At 69.1% G+C, this 17,236-nt stretch carries 14 protein-coding genes; 3 read left to right on the top strand and 11 right to left on the bottom strand.

Annotated elements, in window-relative coordinates:
- Positions 1-455: 455 nt before the first annotated feature.
- Positions 456-2,417, top strand: coding sequence for a glycoside hydrolase family 28 protein (locus tag BM43_RS33830; protein WP_230676330.1), 1,962 nt, complete (start codon positions 456-458; stop codon positions 2,415-2,417).
- Positions 2,418-2,581: 164 nt separating this feature from the next.
- Positions 2,582-3,958: a glycoside hydrolase family 28 protein gene (locus tag BM43_RS33825; RefSeq protein ID WP_036051460.1), complete on the top strand. Its 1,377-nt coding sequence runs from the start codon at positions 2,582-2,584 to the stop codon at positions 3,956-3,958.
- A gap of 47 nt (positions 3,959-4,005) precedes the next feature.
- Here BM43_RS33825 and BM43_RS33820 read toward each other — a convergent pair whose 3' ends face one another.
- From BM43_RS33820 to BM43_RS33775, 10 genes are all read right to left on the bottom strand, one after another.
- On the bottom strand, positions 4,006-4,317 hold the full coding sequence (locus tag BM43_RS33820; RefSeq protein WP_036051461.1) for a TFIIB-type zinc ribbon-containing protein: 312 nt from the start codon (positions 4,315-4,317) through the stop codon (positions 4,006-4,008).
- Between the two features lie 202 nt (positions 4,318-4,519).
- A complete protein-coding gene (locus BM43_RS33815; protein ID WP_036051462.1) occupies positions 4,520-5,956 on the bottom strand; it encodes an alginate export family protein in 1,437 nt (478 codons plus the stop codon).
- A gap of 4 nt (positions 5,957-5,960) precedes the next feature.
- Complete coding sequence (locus tag BM43_RS33810) at positions 5,961-6,908, bottom strand: VOC family protein (RefSeq protein ID WP_036040810.1); 948 nt, start codon at positions 6,906-6,908, stop codon at positions 5,961-5,963.
- A gap of 89 nt (positions 6,909-6,997) precedes the next feature.
- Positions 6,998-7,762 (bottom strand): YoaK family protein, encoded by a 765-nt coding sequence (locus BM43_RS33805; RefSeq protein WP_036051463.1) that lies wholly within the window; start codon positions 7,760-7,762, stop codon positions 6,998-7,000.
- A complete protein-coding gene (locus tag BM43_RS33800; RefSeq protein ID WP_036051465.1) occupies positions 7,759-7,995 on the bottom strand; it encodes a DUF1427 family protein in 237 nt (78 codons plus the stop codon). The genes BM43_RS33805 and BM43_RS33800 overlap by 4 nt, the downstream gene beginning before the upstream one ends.
- Positions 7,996-8,078: 83 nt before the next feature.
- Positions 8,079-8,741 carry an HD domain-containing protein gene (locus tag BM43_RS33795; protein ID WP_036051467.1) on the bottom strand — a complete coding sequence of 221 codons (663 nt, stop codon included), beginning with the start codon at positions 8,739-8,741 and terminating at the stop codon, positions 8,079-8,081.
- Positions 8,742-8,841: 100 nt separating this feature from the next.
- The gene (locus BM43_RS33790) at positions 8,842-9,264 is read right to left on the bottom strand and encodes a DoxX family protein (RefSeq protein ID WP_042286199.1); all 423 of its coding nucleotides are present in this window, start codon (positions 9,262-9,264) and stop codon (positions 8,842-8,844) included.
- 10 nt (positions 9,265-9,274) lie between these two features.
- On the bottom strand, positions 9,275-11,152 hold the full coding sequence (locus BM43_RS33785) for an amidohydrolase (protein ID WP_036051469.1): 1,878 nt from the start codon (positions 11,150-11,152) through the stop codon (positions 9,275-9,277).
- A gap of 152 nt (positions 11,153-11,304) precedes the next feature.
- Positions 11,305-11,940 (bottom strand): hydrolase, encoded by a 636-nt coding sequence (locus BM43_RS33780; RefSeq protein WP_013698044.1) that lies wholly within the window; start codon positions 11,938-11,940, stop codon positions 11,305-11,307.
- 282 nt (positions 11,941-12,222) lie between these two features.
- Complete coding sequence (locus tag BM43_RS33775) at positions 12,223-13,209, bottom strand: alpha/beta fold hydrolase (RefSeq protein WP_036051471.1); 987 nt, start codon at positions 13,207-13,209, stop codon at positions 12,223-12,225.
- A 502-nt stretch (positions 13,210-13,711) separates the two neighbouring features.
- Here BM43_RS33775 and BM43_RS33770 point away from each other — a divergent pair.
- Positions 13,712-13,888: a DUF1328 domain-containing protein gene (locus BM43_RS33770; RefSeq protein WP_013698042.1), complete on the top strand. Its 177-nt coding sequence runs from the start codon at positions 13,712-13,714 to the stop codon at positions 13,886-13,888.
- 116 nt (positions 13,889-14,004) lie between these two features.
- Here the strand turns inward: BM43_RS33770 and BM43_RS33765 are convergent, their stop codons facing one another.
- On the bottom strand, positions 14,005-16,884 hold the full coding sequence (locus BM43_RS33765; RefSeq protein WP_036051473.1) for an ATP-binding protein: 2,880 nt from the start codon (positions 16,882-16,884) through the stop codon (positions 14,005-14,007).
- Positions 16,885-17,236 lie beyond the last annotated feature (352 nt).

Here is a 17,236-nt window from a genome sequence, read left to right as displayed (position 1 = left end):
CATGCCGCACGACAAGCCGGCCCCGGTGGTCTGCTGTCTTCGCCATGAGCCGACGTCGTCCGACCACGGTGGACGGCCTGCCTCGCAGGCTGGCGAGCCCCCTCTTCCATCCAGTTCAATCATCATTTAGACATCTGACATCATATTTCAAATAGATGAAATCGATGAACAGATCTCAAGTCTGGTGATAGGTGCGAGATGTCCATTGCGCAATGGGGAAATCGATAAATATCCATAAAAATCGGGGCGGCTCCCTGATGCCTCAGTGCTTCTTCGTAGGGTAGACACGTACGTGAAATTCAACGGCTTCGACATACCATTGTCGTGTCATCGTATGACGACGGATATCAGCTCGCCCCTTTCATCGACAAGACCACACGACCAGAACGGAGACAGCAGTGACGGCACCCGACTTCGACGCGACGCACGACGACCGCGAGCAGCCCCCCCGATTCATGCTCACCAGGCGACATTTCCTCGGCTACGGCGGCGCACTGATGGGCAGCGCCTTGCTCGGTGCCTGCGGGGGCGGCACCGATACGCCGCCGTCGCCCGGGTCTTCCTCGCCCGGCGGCATCGCCATGCCGGCCGATCCGATCTGGGGGCCGGACGGCGCGGCCACCAACATCATCGCTTCGCTCGACGGCATCAGGCAGGCGGCCTTCCCGGCCGTCGATTTCGAAGTCGAGGCCTATGGCGCGCAGCCCTGCTCCGTGATCACCCAAACCAGCCCCTACACCGATGCAGGCAAATCGCCGGTCAGCCCAGGCGCCGGCGCGACCCAGGGTGCCGGTGCCTTTGATTCGCGGCCCGCCTTCCTGGCGGCGATCAGCGCCTGCGCGGCGGCCGGCGGCGGCCGCGTGGTGGTGCCGGCGGGCGACTGGTACTGCGCGGGGCCGATCGTCCTGCAAAGCAATGTCAACTTCCATCTGAGCGCCAACTGCACGATCTTCTTCAGCCCGAACCCGGCTGACTACGCCAAGGACGGCCCCGTCGACTGCGGCGCGAACGGCAAGCTGTTCTACAGCCGCTGGCAGGCCAACGACTGCCTGAACTTCGGCGCGCCGGTCTACGCGCGCAACGCCAGCAACATCGCGCTGAGCGGCGAAGGCCCGACCTCGATCCTGAACGGCCAGGCGATGACGCCGTTCGCGGGCGCGGGCAACACGGCCACCTGCTGGTGGACCTGGAAGGGCAGCAGCGGTGCATATGGCTGCGCGAATTCCTCGACACCGTCGCAGGCCTACGCGAACCCGAACAACGTCGACCTGAAGACGGCGGCGCCCGGCATCGCCGCCGCGCTCTACGCACTGCTGACCAACCCCGCCACGCCCTGGCAACAGGACCAGAACTACCTGCCGGCGCTGTCGGAGGCGGGCGTGCCGGTGGCGCAGCGGATCTTCGGCCTGGGCCATTATCTTCGGCCCTGCATGGTGGAATTCATCGGCTGCACCAACGTGCTGATGGAGAACTACCACACGCAGAACACACCGTTCTGGCAGCACCACCCGACCGACTGCACGAACGTGGTGATCCGCGGCGTGATGGCCGACAGCATCGGCCCGAACAACGACGGCTTCGATCCCGACGCCTGCCGCAACGTGCTGTGCGACGGCATGGTGTTCAACACCGGCGACGACTGCATCGCCATCAAGTCGGGCAAGGATCTCGACACCGGGTACGGCCCCGCGCAGAACCACGTGGTGCAGAACTGCACCATGAACAGCGGCCACGGCGGCATCACGCTAGGCAGCGAGATGGGCGGCGGCGTGGAGAACATCTACGCGCGCAACCTGACGATGCTGAACCAGTTCTGGGCGACCAATTCGCTGAACATCGCGATCCGTATCAAGACCAACATGAATCGCGGTGGCTTCGTGCGCAACTTCTACGTCGACGGCGTGAGTCTGCCCAACGGCGTGAGCCTGACGGGCAGCGGTTACGGCAGCAAGCTGCTGGCCGGCAGCCCGATCAACGGCACGGTGCCGCTGGGCGTGGTCACCGCCACCGCGGGTAACCCGTCCGCCTCGCAGGGCGGGCTGATCACCTTCGACTGCGACTACCAGCCGGCCGGCGACGCGATACGCACGCGCCCGGCGCAGGTGCAGAACGTCAACATCAGCAATGTGACGGCCAGCAACGTCACGCTCGGCGGCAGCACCGGATCCTGCTTCCAGGCGATCGTCGCGCAGGGCCCGGTGGCCTTTGACTACAACGGCCCGGCCCCCATCCCCGCGATTCCCGCCATCAGCGGCGTGACGATCTCGAACTGCGATTTCGGCTCGCCCAGCGCCGTCGGGCCCGCCAGCGCCTCCGCGCCGGGGCCGATCTACGCCTGGAACGTGAACGGCATCACGTTGCAGAACGTCAAGATCGCGGGGCAGCTCTACAACACCACGATCACCGACCTGCGCTGATCCGCCGGGATTGGCGCAAGTCGGCTGCAACGAGCAGTACCCGGAGCCCGGGCAGGGCTCCGGTCGAGGTTCGACCGGCGGCGGCGATTCATCGGCCGTGGGCTGCCGCGCGCCGGGCGAACCTGATTTCCCCCCTCCTCCATTCGAAAACAAGGAACAACCCGATGAAAGGGAAAATCAGCATGCGCGCGGCATGGGCGCTCTCCGTCTTCGCCACGCTCGTCGGGCAGGCATCCGCGCAAGCGGCCACCTGCACGCCGCAGTGGAGCGGTTCAGCCAGCACCAACACCACCAACCTGCAGAACGCCATCACGCAGTGCGCCGCCAGCGGCACCAGCAGCAGTCCGGGCCTGGTCGATCTCGGCAGCAACAACGGCATCTCGACGGCGGTCATCACCAGTGTGAACCTCGCCAGCAATATCGTGCTCAAGCTGGAGAAGGGCTTCACGCTGAAAGGTTCGCCGGCGCAGCCGTCGGGCGGCGCGATGCTGACCGGCAGCAGCCTGAGCAACCTGACCATCACCGGCACCGGCGCGATCGACGGTGACGGACAGGACTACTGGCCCGCCGCGGTCGGACAGAACAACACGGCCCGGCCGAAGCTGATCGCCATCACCGGCTCGAACCTGCAGATCGGCTCGAACTTCACCGATGCCGGCAAACCGCAATCGATCGTGGCCTTCCCGAGTTCGTCCAATGCCACCGGTAACGCGCTGATCATCCGTAATTCACCGAAGGAACAGCTGGTGATCGAATCGGGCTCGAAGAACGTCACGATCGACGGCGTGTGGATCTACGCGAACCCGAACCGCAACGCCAGCGGCGACGATCTCGCGCCGAACACCGACGCGATCGACATCATCGGCACCCAGACCGCGATCATCAAGAACTGCCTGCTCGACACCGGCGACGACGATATCGCCATCAAGTCCAACGCGGGCGGCGCAGCCACCTCGAACGTCAACATCAGTCACTGCGTGGTCGGCGGCGGGCATGGCATCTCGATCGGCGGGCAGGAAGCGGCCGGCACCACGCTGGCGAATCCGGGCGTCTCGCAGGTCACGGTCGACACGGTGCAGTTCAGCGGCACCGACTACGGCTACCGGATCAAGACCGACCAGACCGCCAAGGACAGCGGCGCCACCACCGGCGTGACCTATCGAAACACCTGCATGCGCAATGTCCAGCAGCCCTTCCTGTTCACCTACGCCTATGCCTCGGGCACCGGCGGCACCTTGCCGATCATCGCCAACGTCGACATCGACAACGTGATCGCCACCGCCACCAAGCAGCAAGGCGCCATCGTCGGGCTCTCGAACAGCCTGATGGGCGTACCGAAATCGGGGGACACCGGGATCCGCATCACCAATAGCCAGATCAGCGGCGGCAAGGCCTTCTCGGTGACCAACGGCGAATTGCAGCTGGGCAGCCACAGCACCGCAGCGACCACGACCGGCTCGAACGGCCAGGTGGTGCAAGTCCCGGATAGCGGCACGACGCTGTCCTGCCCGAGCAGCATCACGATCCCGGCACAGATCTGAGCCGAGCCGCGAACACGCCGCCGGCGCGATGCCGGCGGCCTTCGCGCTCAGTCGAAGTCGAACATGTCGAACAGCGAGCGTTTCTTGCGATAGCCCTGTTGGTGCCCGGCGCGATGCTCGTCGCGTCGATAAGGATGGCCTTCATGGCTCGCCTCGCGCGATCGTTCGCGCTCGCGGTCCTCGTATCCGCGCGCGCTCGACGGCGCGGGCATCCCGGCCTCCCGCGCATCGAGCGCGATCAGCTTGTCGAGCTCGCCGCGATCGAGCCACACGCCGCGACAGGTCGGGCAGTAATCGATCTCGATGGTGCGGCGCTCGGCGATCAACAGATCCGGGGTCTTGCAGACGGGACATTTCATCTTGCTGCCTCCTTGAGCGGCTTGAAGATGACGCCAGCATAGCGAGCGGGTGGTATCGAAAAAACCTGTATTACGCGAAATTCGACTGCGTTTTTTTCGAACCACCCGCCTCCCCGCCTCCCCGCCTCCCAGCTTCCCTGCCTCGACATCGAGCCGGTCGACATCGACTGCATCGAAGGCGCTCGGCGGCGCGCCTGGCCCGTTACCAGCCGAACTTCGCCTCCATACCGACGTAGTCCGCGTTGCGCGCGCCCAGCGCCCGCAAGGAATTGCCGACATTGAAATGCACGGCTTCCAGCGCGAGCGCCACGTTATCGCTGACCAGCCAGTCGGCGCGCAACTGCGCATACATGCCGGTCCAGCGGCTGCCGTGGCCCGCCGTGCCCGGCACCACCGCCATGCCCTGGCCGTAGACGGCATCGGCGGCGGTCTCGCGCCACTGGAAGCCGAGCGCCGTCATCAGCGTGAGTGTCGGCGCGAGCTTGAACGTCAGCGAAGGCTTCACGTGGATCAGGTTGCTGTAGCCCGTGTAGCCGGCCAGCGTGAAGTAATAGCCGTTCGGGAACAGCGGGTTGAAGGTGCCGACGTGGCCGTTGCCGGGATGGCTGTCGCCGGAGGCGCCGTCCACCTGCAGGCCGAGGCGCGGCGTGCCGGGCAGCGAGGCGAAGGTATAGCCGCCCAGCGCGCCGAAGGCCCAGGCGCCGATGCTGGCCGCGCCCACGTGCCCGGTCTGCCCCATCGCTTCCACGTCCCAGTCGAACGGCGCGCGCTTGCCGGCGTAGCGCAGGTCGAACACGTCGCGCCGCTCGTTGCCGGCGGCATCGAGAAAGCGCGCGCCGTCGCGCTCGTAGCGCGACCAGTAGGCCGACAGGTCGCCGGGGCCGAAGCTGCTGCGCTCGACGCGCAGGCCGCTGAACTTCAGGTGGCGGTTCGAGGTGTCGTCGAAGCTGTCGAGATCGCGATACTGCACCGGCCGCGTGAGATAGCCGATGAAGCGCCATTGGCCGATCTCGTAGTCGCCCCACAGCGCGTCGAAGGCCTGCCGCACATTGGGGCCGTCGCGCACGGCGATGAAGCGCTGCAGGTCGAAGGCCATCTCCTGGCGGCCGATGCGCGCCTTCACGGTGCCGGCGCCGAGCTGGCCGACGTAGGCGACGAAGGCCTGCTCCAGGTCGAGCGGGTTCTTGTCGACGGGCGACACCGAATCCTTGCCGAATGGGCGCGCATCCTCGAGTTGCACGAAGGCCTGCACGTGCTCGCCGAAACGCGCATCGGCATGGACTTGCGCGCGCTGGATCACGTAGCCGTCGGCGCGGCCGCCGCCGAGCCCGAACAAGGGCGCGTCGTTGAATTCGAAGCGCTCTCGCAGGTTCGCGCCGAGCGAGAGATACCAGCTCGGGTCGCCCGACAGCGGAATGTACTTGAGCGCGTCGAGCGGCTTGCGCGGCAGGCAGGGATCGGCGAGCGCGCCCCAGTTCTCCTGCCAGCGATTGAAGGACGGCGCGGGTCGGCTCGCGGTGCAGGCCGGCTGCGCGACGGCGCTTGCCGCAGGCGGCGTCTGTGCCTGCGCGGCCGCGCCCGGCAGCAATGCGAGCGCGCAGGCCGCGCGCAACGCGCGGCGGATCGTCTTGCTTTGCATGCGCTCAGTTCGCGGCGGCGGCGTCGAATTGATGCAATTCGGCCACGTAGCCGCCGGGGAACTCGACCATCGCCGTGCGTCCCTCGGCATTGCGCGCCGGCGGCACCAGCAGCCTGACCTTGGCAGCGCGGGCTCGGGCCAGGGTCGCGTCGAGATCGGCCACGCGGTAGCCGGTGGTCTCGTGCCCGTACGGATAGGGCAGTTTGCCGTCGGTCACGAACACCAGCATGTTGCCGAAACCCGATTCGATCCGAACCCGGCGAATCGATTCGCCCGGCTTGCCGAGTTCGGCGCCGTCGGCCCGACGATCGTCCGAGACGATCCGGCCATGCGAGAAGCGCAGGAAGCGGCCGATGAAATTGCCTGCCTCGTATTTCGACACATAGACGCGGTTGTCCGGCACCCGCTCGAGCGGCGCGTACGAAGGCGCCTTGGTGTGCCAATAGAGCTGCATGTTCAGGCCGCCCGGCCACTGGATGATCGCGTCCTTGCCGATCGGGTCGTCGAAGGGCTCGACCCGCACGTCGGCGCCGGCCGCGCGCGCGGCCCGCACCGCCTGCTCGATATCGCTGACCAGGTAGCCGGTGCGCTCCTCGCCGAACGGATAAGGCACGGGCGTCTCGAAGGCGAACACCGACAGCATGCCCACCGGCGTCTGCACATATTGCGAGGCGGTCCTGCTCGGCGTGGGCGTAACCGTGAACACGGCGCGTGGCGAGGCCTTGCCGCCGAAGGTCGCCACGAAACTGTCGACGAACGCGTCGATGTCGGCGCTCGCCACATAGACGTGCGTGGTGTCGTATTGCGGACCGACCGAGACCACCGGCGTGCGCGAGGCTGGCGCGGCGTAGCGCGCTTCGTCGGCGAAGCTGGAGGCGGCCGGCAGCAGCAGGCCGAGCGTGGCAAGCGCCGCAAGCACGCGCATCGGACGGGAAATGACGGAGAAGCTCATCGGGGACTCCAGGTTGGGAAAGGAAAACTGCAAGGCCCGGCTCTCGCCCGCCAACGGGGGGCGAGGACCGGAACGGGGACGGCCTGGCCTCATCGGCCCGGGCCGCCGGCAATGCCGCCCGCGCCGGTGCCGGACATACCGTGGCGCGAGGCGATCGCGAGCACGCCGAGCATGGCGAGCGGCACCAGCAGCGCCGCGAACCCGGCCATGCGCCAGCCGAGCGCGCCGAGTGCCGCGCCCAGCGCAAAGGCGAGCACGGGCGGCATGACCTGCGCCAGGCGCCTGCGCACCGCGGCCCGCTCGTCGGGCGCGCCAGTCGGTGCCAGCAGCTCGAGCAGATCGAGCACGGCCTGGGTGACATTGCCGGTCATCACGGTGTTGGCGGCGATCGCGCGTGTGGCGAGCCTGGCATGCGCGTTCTGCACCCCCATCGCGGCCGCGCCGAGCAGTCCGCAAGCCACGGCCGCCGGCGCCTCGGTGCCGGCCATCGGCATGGCGGCGAGGCCCGCCAGCAGGAACGCGGCCAGCAGCACGCACTGCAGGCCGTACAGTGCCGCGGCGTGATGGCCCGGCGGCGCCTCGCGCGTGATGCCGGCCAGCAGCCTGGCGGCGGCGATGCCGGCGACGAAGGCCGGAAACACCAGCAGCTTGGCCAGCACCCCGCTGCCGGCGCCGGCCAGGCCCGAGCCGATCAGGATGAAGTTGCCGGTGACATGCGCGACGAACAGGCCCGACAAGGCCACGAAGCCGAGCGTATCGACGTAGCCGGCCACGAAGGCCAGCAGCACGTTTTCGCCGCGCAGCGTCCGCGCGGCACAGCCGCGCGCGCCGAGACCGCAGCCGGCGCCGCTCATGGCCGACGATCCCGCGGCGCGGCACGCCCGGTCGGCGTGTCGGCCGGGCCCGGCGCGGTGGCTGCCTGGGTGGCCTGCCATTGCGCCTGCACCAGCGGAATCGCGTGTTCGCCGATCACGATGCCGAGCAGCCCGGCCAGCGCGATCAGCGGCGGCGCGGGCGACTGCACGCGCGAAAAGTAATAGAGCAGACCGACGACCACGCCGGCGCCGAGTGAAATCAGATACGACATTGCCACTCTCCCTTGATCGGCCACGAGCACTCGCCCGAGCCTGGTTTGCCTGATTGCCCGCCGCGCCGGCCTCGCCAACCGCGCTAATCGCGCCACGGCGAGCCCAGAATCTGGCCGCAGAAATTCATGCGGCGGTAATCCGGATCGATACGATCGAGCACGTCGGCACCGGCCGTGCCCGCGGTGCTGCCCGGCCGATGCGCGAGGCCGCGGCCGATCGCGTCGATCACCGCCTCGCCGAACCGCGCGCCGCGCGGATAGGCGGCCAGCACGCCCGCCCGCTCGCCACGGGTGTAGGCGTGGTAGTGGGCACCGGTCAGGTCGGTGCGCACCGCCTGCGCGAGCACGCCCGCCAGCGGCGAGATGCGCGCCGGAATTCCCGAAGTGGTATGCAGCGCGATCGCCAGCCAGAGCTCGCTCTGCTCGCGCTCGCTGGCGCCGTGGCGTCGCAGCAGGCCACGCGCGGCGTCGGCGCCGTCGAGCTCGTAGCGCTCGGCGGAACGGGCGTAGGCCGCGCTCAAGCCCATGTTGGCGTACAGCGAGCCCACGAACAGCGCGCCCGCATCGCAGGCCAGCCCGCCGCGCCGCGCGCTCAGTGCCGCCAACACGAAGACCCGGCGCGCATGCCCGAGCAGCACCGCCGGCAGCGCCGCGCCGGCGCTCTCGAGGGCTGCCAGGGCCAGCGGCGTGGCTGGAATCCTTACCCCCGCCACCTCGCCGCCCACGCCAGCCAATGACGCCTGCATGCCGCCCTCCCGGCTCTCGCCCTGTGTGGTTCGTGATCGCGTGCGCCGTCGCGGCTGATCGCCAGCGCTCTCGCGGCGCGGCCCGCGGCATGTGCGGCCGTCAAGGCCGGCCGCGTTCGATCGCCGGCCATCGCAGGCGATGACGCCCCGCACCGCCGATCGCGACCGTGCCTAACAGGATCAGCAGCATCCAGGCGAACTGCCCCTGTTCCAGCGACCAGTCCGGATGCACCAGCGTCAAGGCGACCACGGTGACGGCCAGGATCGGCAGCGCGGCGAGCCGCGTGGCGATGCCGGCGATCATCAGCAAGGGGCAGAGCACCTCGGCGAAGATCGCGAAACCGAGCGTGAGCGGCGCGCCCAGATGCAGCGGATCCTCGATCGCGGCGAGCTGCACACGCACGTGCAGCAACTTCGGCAAGCCGTGGACCGCCAAGACCAGCAGGCTGGCGGCGACACGCAGGAACAGCAGCGCCGCGTCGGCTGTGCTGCCCGAACCCGGGCCTGTCTCGTTCGATCTCATGCGCGGCGCCTCAGAATGCGAAGCAACTGCAGCCGAGCGCGCCCCAGAACGCGTTCGCGTCGCCGGCCGGCACCTGGCCGCCCCAGGCCCGCCCATGCGCGTGGCGATGCACGCCGCAGAGGTTCGCGCAGCCCTCGGCGCAGGCGCGTTCCAGCGAGGCCACCGGGCGATAGCGCGCATAGCCGCCGAACTCGGCTACCGGCGACCAGCTCGGGCTGACCGGCAGCGCTGGCGGCCCGAAGCACTCGAATTCCTGGTCGGCGTACACCACCCTGCCGTTCACCACCGTCAGCACCGACACCAGATGACGAATCGCTGCTTCCTCGATGCTGAAGAAGTCGTCGCTGAGCACGGCGAAATCCGCGTACTGGCCGGGCACCAGCGCGCCCTTCCTGGTCTCGTCGTTCGAGAACCAGGCGCTGCCGACCGTGTAGCGGCGCAACGCCTCCATCCGCTCCAGCCGGTCGCGCGCCGCGTACATCGGCGTGCCGCCGACGGTGCGGCCCGATACCAGCCAATAGAGCGAGACAAAGGGGTTGTAGCTGGCCACGCGGGTGGCGTCGGTGCCGGCACCCACCGGCAGCCCGGCCTCGAGCATCTTGCGCACCGGCGGGGTCTGCGCGGCGGCGTCGGCGCCGTAGCGCGCGATGAAGTACTCGCCCTGGTAGGCCATCCGGTGCTGCACCGCGATCCCGCCGCCGAGCGCGACGATCCGCTCGATATTGCGTTCAGAGATCGTCTCGCAGTGGTCGAAGAACCAGCGCAGGCCGGCGAACGGGATATCGGCGTTCACGCGCTCGAACACGTCCAGGAAGCGCGAGATCGATTCGTCGTAGGTCGCGTGCAGGCGGAACGGCCAGCGATTGGCGACCAGCAGGCGCACCACCGCTTCCAGCTCCTGCTCCATCTGCTCGGGCAGGTCCGGGCGCGGTTCGAGAAAGTCCTCGAAGTCGGCCGCCGAGAACACCAGCATCTCGCCCGCGCCGTTGACCTTGAGGAAGTCGTCGCCGTCGCCGGGCCGCGTGGCCTTCACCCACTTCGCGAAGTCCTCGATCTCGCGCCGCGCGTTCTGCGTGAACAGGTTGTAGGCGATGCGCAGGCTCAGTTGGTCGCGCCTGGCCAATTCCATGATCACGGCGTAGTCGTCGGGATAGGCCTGGTAGCCGCCGCCCGCGTCGATCGCGCTGGTCACGCCGAGCCGGTTCAGCTCCCGCATGAATTGCCGCGTGGAGTTCATCTGGTCCTCGACGGCCAGCTTCGGGCCCTTGGCCAGCGTCGCGTAGAGCAGGCCCGCGTTGGGCCGGGCGATCAGCATGCCGGTGGGATTGCCGCGCCGGTCGCGCTGGATCTCGCCGCCCGGCGGATTCGGCGTGTCGCGGTCGTAGCCGACCGCGCGCAGCGCGGCCGCGTTGAGCAGCGCGCTGTCGTAGAGATGCAGGATGAAGACCGGCGTGTCGGGGGCGATCGCATTGAGTTCGTCGAGCGTCGGGCCGCGCTTTTCCACGAACTGGAATTCGTTCCAGCCGCCCACCACGCGCACCCATTGCGGCGCCGGGGTGCGCGCCACCTGCGCGCGCAGCATCGCCAGCGCGTCGTGCAGCGAGGGCACGCCGTCCCAGCGCAGCTCCATGTTGAAGTTCAGGCCGCCGCGGATCACGTGCAGATGCGAGTCGTTCAGGCCGGGGATCACGGTACGGCCCTGCAGGTCGATGCGTCGCGCGTCGTCGCGCGCCCATTGCATCACCTCGCGATCGTTACCGGTCGCGACGATCTTGCCGCCGGCCGAGGCCAGCGCCGTGACGAACGAGCGGCGCTCGTCCTGGGTGGCGATCTTGCCGTTGAAGATCACCAGGTCGGCGATGCGTGCCGGTTGGTCGGGTGCGCCCATCGTCGCTCTCTCCTGTTGTGTGCTGGACGTGGTGGCCGACGCGCGGGCCCTGCTGCGGGTCGATGCCGGAATCGAAGGCGGCGGCGCGGCACGCATCCAGGCGTGCCGCGCCGCCCTGGCGCGTGCGCGTCGGCGGCGCACGCCGGCGGGGATCAGCCCGCCTCGCTGGCGTGCTCGCCGAGGATCTGCTTGGCGTAGCGCACGCCGATCCCGTAGGCGCTGTGCGCCTTGAAGATCTCCATGCAGCCTTCGTAGGTCTCGCCGCGCGCCCAGTCGCGCTGCAGCTCGCACATGAACTGCAGCGAGCTGGTGGGCACCGCGCCGGCCTGGATCACGCGCTGCACCGCGCGCTCGTGCGCCTCCTCCGTGACGTCGCCGCAGGCGTCGCTCGGCACGTAGATCTCGAAGCCCTCGGCCAGCATCTGCACGCTCGGGAACGCCACGCAGACCTCGGTCCAGAGGCCCGCGATCACGATCTTCTTGCGCCCGGTGGCCTTGATCGCCGCGCGAAAGCCCGCGTCTTCCCAGGAGTTCATCGAGGTGCGGTCGATCGGCTTCTGATCGGGAAACACCGACTGCACCTCCGGCAGCAGGTGGCCGCTGAAGGTCTCGGAAGCGATGGTGGTCAGCACGGTGGGCACCTTGAACAGCTTCGCGGCCTTGGCCAGGATCTGGACGTTGTGCAGCACCGTGGTGCGCTCGTGCGAGTGCGTGCCGAAGAACATCTGCGGCTGGTGGTCGATCAGCGCGAGCGCGCAGTTGTCGGGGGTCAGCAGTTCATAGGCCATCTGGGACTCCATAAAGGTGGCGAGGATCGGGTCGGGCAAAGCCGGCTCCACCTCGAGGGCGCCGGCTTCGCGACTGGACCGCAGATTACGGAGCGCGGACCTGAAAGTCCTGTCGATCATCTGAAGCGAGCTGAAGCCAACTGAAGCCGGCGGAGCCGGTTGCGCGCGACGGGGCAGGCGGCCGCCGCGGCGGGCGCGAAAAAAAGCCCGGCGCGTGGACCGGGCGAGCGCAGCGGGAAATCGGGCGCGCGGCGTCGTTGCCGACGCGCGAGCCACCCGCGATCAGGACTGCAGGAAGGCCAGCAGGTCCGCGTTGACCTGCTCCGCGTGCGTGCTGCACATGCCGTGCGGCGCACCGGCATGGATCTTCAGCGTGGCATTGCGCACCAGCTTCGCCGACAGGCGCGCCGAGTCGTCGATCGGCACGATCTGGTCGTCGTCGCCATGCAGGATCAGGGTGGGCACGCCGATCCGCTTCAGGTCCTCGCTGTAGTCGACCTCGGAGAACTGCCTGATGCACTCGTACTGGCCTTTGATCGAGCCGGCCATGCCCTGGCGCCAGAAGTCCTGGACCAGGCCCGGCGAGACCTTCGCCTGGGGCCGGTTGAAGCCGTAGAACGGCGTGGCCAGATCCAGGTAGAACTGCGAACGGTTCGCGGCCACGCCGTCGCGAATGCCGTCGAACACCGAGATCGGCAGGCCACCCGGGTTGGTTGCCGTGCGCAGCATCAGCGGCGGCACCGCGCCGATCAGCACCGCCTTGGCCACGCGCGCCTCGCCGTGCCGGCCGATGTAGTGGGCCACTTCCCCGCCGCCGGTCGAATGCCCCACCAGCATCGCGCCCATCACGTCGAGTGCCTCGAGCACCGCGGACAGGTCGTCGGCGTAGGTGTCCATGTCGTTGCCCGAGGACGGCTGGCCCGACCGGCCGTGCCCGCGCCGGTCGTGCGCGATCACGCGGTAGCCGCGGTTCACCAGGAACAGCATCTGGGCATCCCAGGCATCGGCCGACAGCGGCCAGCCGTGCGAGAACACCACTGGCGTGCCGCTGCCCCAGTCCTTGTAGTAGATCGGCGTGCCGTCCCGGGCGAGCACGAAGCCGCCGCCGTCGGCATGGGCCCTGGCATGCCCCGGCGCATGCGCGTTCGCGGCGGCGGCCGGTGCCGACAGGCCCGACATCGCCGCCACGGCGCCCGCCATGCCGGCGCCGGCCGACAGCAGGCGGCGTTGAGCCGAGCGGCTCGTGAGGATGCGGTGCTGATGACTCATGTTTTCTCCTTCGATGGCTCGCGCGTATCGGATGCGGATCGATGGCGACATCTGCCTCGGTTCGCCGCGTCGAGCGCGTGGGGTTGGCGGTGGATCGCCCCGGGCCGACTCGGCGATGTCGATCGCAAGCCGTCCGAGGCGCGATCGCAGCCTATCGGGGCGAAAACCGGAAGTCCTGTGGCAAACCTGAAAAGATCTGAACGGCGCATGGCGCGGGACGGTGTGGCCATTCCTGCAATCCACGCCTCGGGCGTTTGCAATATTTACCGACATCGCCCCGGCCCGGGCCGGACGATGCCGACGCCGGCCGTCGTCGAGGCGCGCCTCGCGGCATGCTCGGCACGGGTTCGGCAGCGGGCTCGCGAGCCGATCCGCGCGAGCTGGCCCGTCAATTGCATGAGATGGCTGCCGGCCTCGCGCCGGCCAAGAGAGAGCACGATGCGGGGCCGGCCTGGCGCCGCTTGCCGCATCCGCACAAACCAACTATAGGGAGTTGATCGACATGCTGAAATGGGCACTGATTTTCGCGGTGATCGCGATTGTCGCGGGGCTGTTCGGATTCACGGGTATCGCCGCCGGCTCGGCTGCGATCGCCAAGTTTCTGTTCGGCCTGTTCCTGGTGCTGTGCATCGTGTTCCTCGTGATCGGCGTGGTGGTTGCCAAACGCGTCGTCAAATAGCGCCGGCGAGGGCCGGTTCGACCAGGGCCGGCCCTCGGGCACCGCCGCAGCGCCGGCTTCACGCGCGTGTCCTTGCGCGTGGCAAGGACACGCGCCCGGTCGCGGCCGGGCCGCGTTCAGGAAATGGTCGGCGCCGCGTTCAGCGGTTCGCGGTGGCACAGCGTGTCGAGCAGGGCCTCAAAGCGGCGCGCCTCCGGCACGTGCACCGACATGCCGGTGCGCGCGAGCAGCGCCCGGAACGGCAGCAGCAGCGCGCGCGCCTGGTCGGCGGCGCCGCCCAGGCGCAACGATTCGGCCAGGTCGAGCGCGGCGCGCAGCTCGAACAAGGGCGCGCCCTGCTCGCGCGCCAGCGCGAGCGCCTCGCGCAGATAGCGCCGGCCGGTCTCGATGCCGGTCGATACGCGGTAACGGCGTGCGTGCCCCAGCTCCATCACGCCGCGCACGCGCAGCAGTTCGGCCGCGAAAGCATGATCGCCATGCAGTTCGCCATGGCGGCTGGCCTGATCGAGCCAGCCGCGCGCCACGTCGAAGCGCGAGGCATTGGCCAGCGCCTCGGCGCAGACCGTCACCAGCGGCGCGATCATGCGCCTCAGGCCGCGCGCGGCCAGTTGCGCGAGTCCCGTCTCCAGTCGAGCCAGGCCCGATTGCGGGTGGCCGGTCTGGATCTCGAGCTGGCCGGCCAGGCATTCGCCGTAATCGCGCCAGCCGTCGAAACGATTCAGGGCCGCCTGCGAGCGCAGCAGCGCTAGATGGCGCGAGGCCGCCGCGGTCTCGCCGCAGGCCAGCGCGAGCGGCACCACCACCGCCGCCAGCAGATGACACAGCGAAGGCTCGGGCAGATCGGCCCGCACGTGGTGCAGCGCGCGTTCGGCCAGCCGCCAGGCCAGCGCGGTCTCGCCTTGCATCCAGGCGATCCGCGCCAGCGTGCCGGTGCCGAAGATGCGGGGATCGACCGCGAGGTCGACCGGCGTTCGCTCCAGCGGGCCCAGCGCCTCGAGCGCCGCCAGCGTGCGCTCGAGCCGCTCGCGCGCCTGCTGGTGCTCGCCGAAGCAATGCAGCGACGCGGCCAGCGTGGTGCTCGCGCACAAGGCCTGCCAGCGCGAGCCGCTGGCCTGCGCGCGCGACTCGAAGCGCGTGGCGAAGCGCAGCGCTGCATGGATCTCGCCGGTCGCCATCGCGGCGTTCCACATCCCCCACAACGCACGCGTGGCGAAACCCTCGTCGGCGCAAGCCTCGGCACGCACCAGCACACGGCGCCACAGGGCGGCGGCCTGCCTGGACTCGCCGCCCGTCAGCAGGAGCGTGGCCGCGTAGGCCGAGCACACGCGCATCTCGCAGGCCGGATCGACACTGCCCTCTGGAAGCGCGTCGAGGCTGGCGAGGGCGCGGCCGGCGCGTTCGCGGCACTCGGCGACCAGCGAGGCATCGCAGAGCGTGCCCACCAGCGAACCGGTCAGCAACACGCCCAGCGCCGGATCGCCTTCGGCGGAAAAGGCCCATTCCCAGACGCTGCGCGCGGCCTCGAGCGGCGCCGCCGGCCGGGCGGCGTGCAGGCACGGCGCCAGCGCATCGCGTTCGTCGATATGGCGTTGCAAGTAGCGCAGATGCCGACGCGCGACGCGTTGCACCTCGCCTTCGTCGCGCAGTTTTTCCATCGCGTAGGCGCGTGTCGATTCGGATAACCGATAGAACGCGATCGCGCCATGGAAATCGACCGAGAGCAGCGACTTGGTGCTCAACTCCGCCAGCGAGTCGATCGCGCTGGCCACCGGCACGCCCGGCTCGGCTGCTACCGCGCACACCGCGTCGAAGCTGAAATGGCCGACGAAGAAGGCCAGGCTGCGGAACAAGGCGCGCGCGGCGGGATCGAGCAGCGCGTAGCTCCAGTCGAAGGTCGCGCGCAGCGTCTGGTGGCGCGGCAGCGCGAGCCGCAGACCGCCGCCGAGCAGGTCGAGACGATCGTCGAGACGCAGGGCCACGCCCGCCACGCCGAGTGTGGCGACGCGCGCGGCCGCCAGCTCGATGGCCAGCGGCATCCCGTCCAGCCGGCGGCAGATCTCGGCCACCTGGCGCAGGCTGGGCTCGTCGCCCGCGCAGTCGGGCGCGATGCGCCGCGCGCGCTCCAGGAACAGCGACACCGCGCCATAGGTGCTCAAGGCCTGATGGCTCGCCTCGGGCGGCGGCACCGCGAGTGGCTCGACGCGATGCACGGCTTCGGCGCGGATCGCCAGCGGCTCGCGGCTGGTCACCAGGATTCGCAACGTGGCCGAGACCGCCAGCAGCATCTCGACCAGCCGCGCCACCACGTCGACCACCTGCTCGGCATTGTCGAGCACCAGCAGGCCGCCATCGGCGGGCAGGCCCGCGAGCAGTTGCAGGGGATCGTGCATCACCGGCTCGGGCGCGAGCCGCAGCGCCACCGCGAGCGTGGCGAGCACGGCGTCGCGCGAATCGGCCGAGGCGAGTTCGACGAACACCACCTGCCGCGCCTCGCGCTCGCGCAGGTGCCGCGCGATGCCGAGCGCCAGTGCGGTCTTGCCGATGCCGCCCGCGCCCACCAGGGTGACCGCGGCCGATTCGCCCAGCCGCGCCACCACCTCGGTCAGGTCCTGGTCGCGCCCGATCAGGGGAACGGCCGCCTGCGAGGCGTCGCCGGGCGCGATGGCCCTGCCCGCCTGCCGCGCGTCGTCCCGGCCATCGACGGCCGCCGCGTCCATCGCCAGCAGGTAGCCGCGGCCGGTAATGGTGCGGATTCGTTCGCGATCCGTGCCGAGCAGCTTGCGCAAGGCGGCCACGTGCACCTGCAGGCGATTTTCCTCGACGATCTGCCTGGGCCAGACCGCATCGAGGATCGCGTCCTTCGAGACGATCGCCCCGTTGGCGCGCCACAGCACCTCGAGCACGTCGAAGGCACGTGCGCTCACGCGCAGCGAGGCGCCGTGCCGCCGGAGTTCACGCCGTTCGAAATCGACCTGCAGCGCGCCGATGCATATCATGACCGCCTCCGGGTGGCGCCTGGCAGGGCGCGGGATGAAGCCGCGAGGCAGGCGGCGCGCCGCCCGCGCTCACGGGGGAAAGCGCGGATGGTAAGCGAATCGTAACGATCGGGTCTTGAAGAAAAATGCGCCGTCGCACGGGCGGCAATTCGCTACCACCGCGTTTTTTGAACAAAAGAGTTCAATTTTTCATCCGGCAAATCCGGGCGCTGGAAAAATTCGAATGAAGATTCGAATTCACACCACTCGCCAGTGTCATTCCGCATTCATATCTGAATCGACAAGACGCACGATTCCATGCGTGTTCCGCCAATCACGGCGCGATTCGCGCATTGCGTGACATTTTCATTTC

The sequence above is a fragment of the Burkholderia gladioli genome, from assembly GCF_000959725.1.
GTDB lineage: Bacteria > Pseudomonadota > Gammaproteobacteria > Burkholderiales > Burkholderiaceae > Burkholderia > Burkholderia gladioli.
This window is presented reverse-complemented; position numbering and strand designations above follow the sequence as displayed.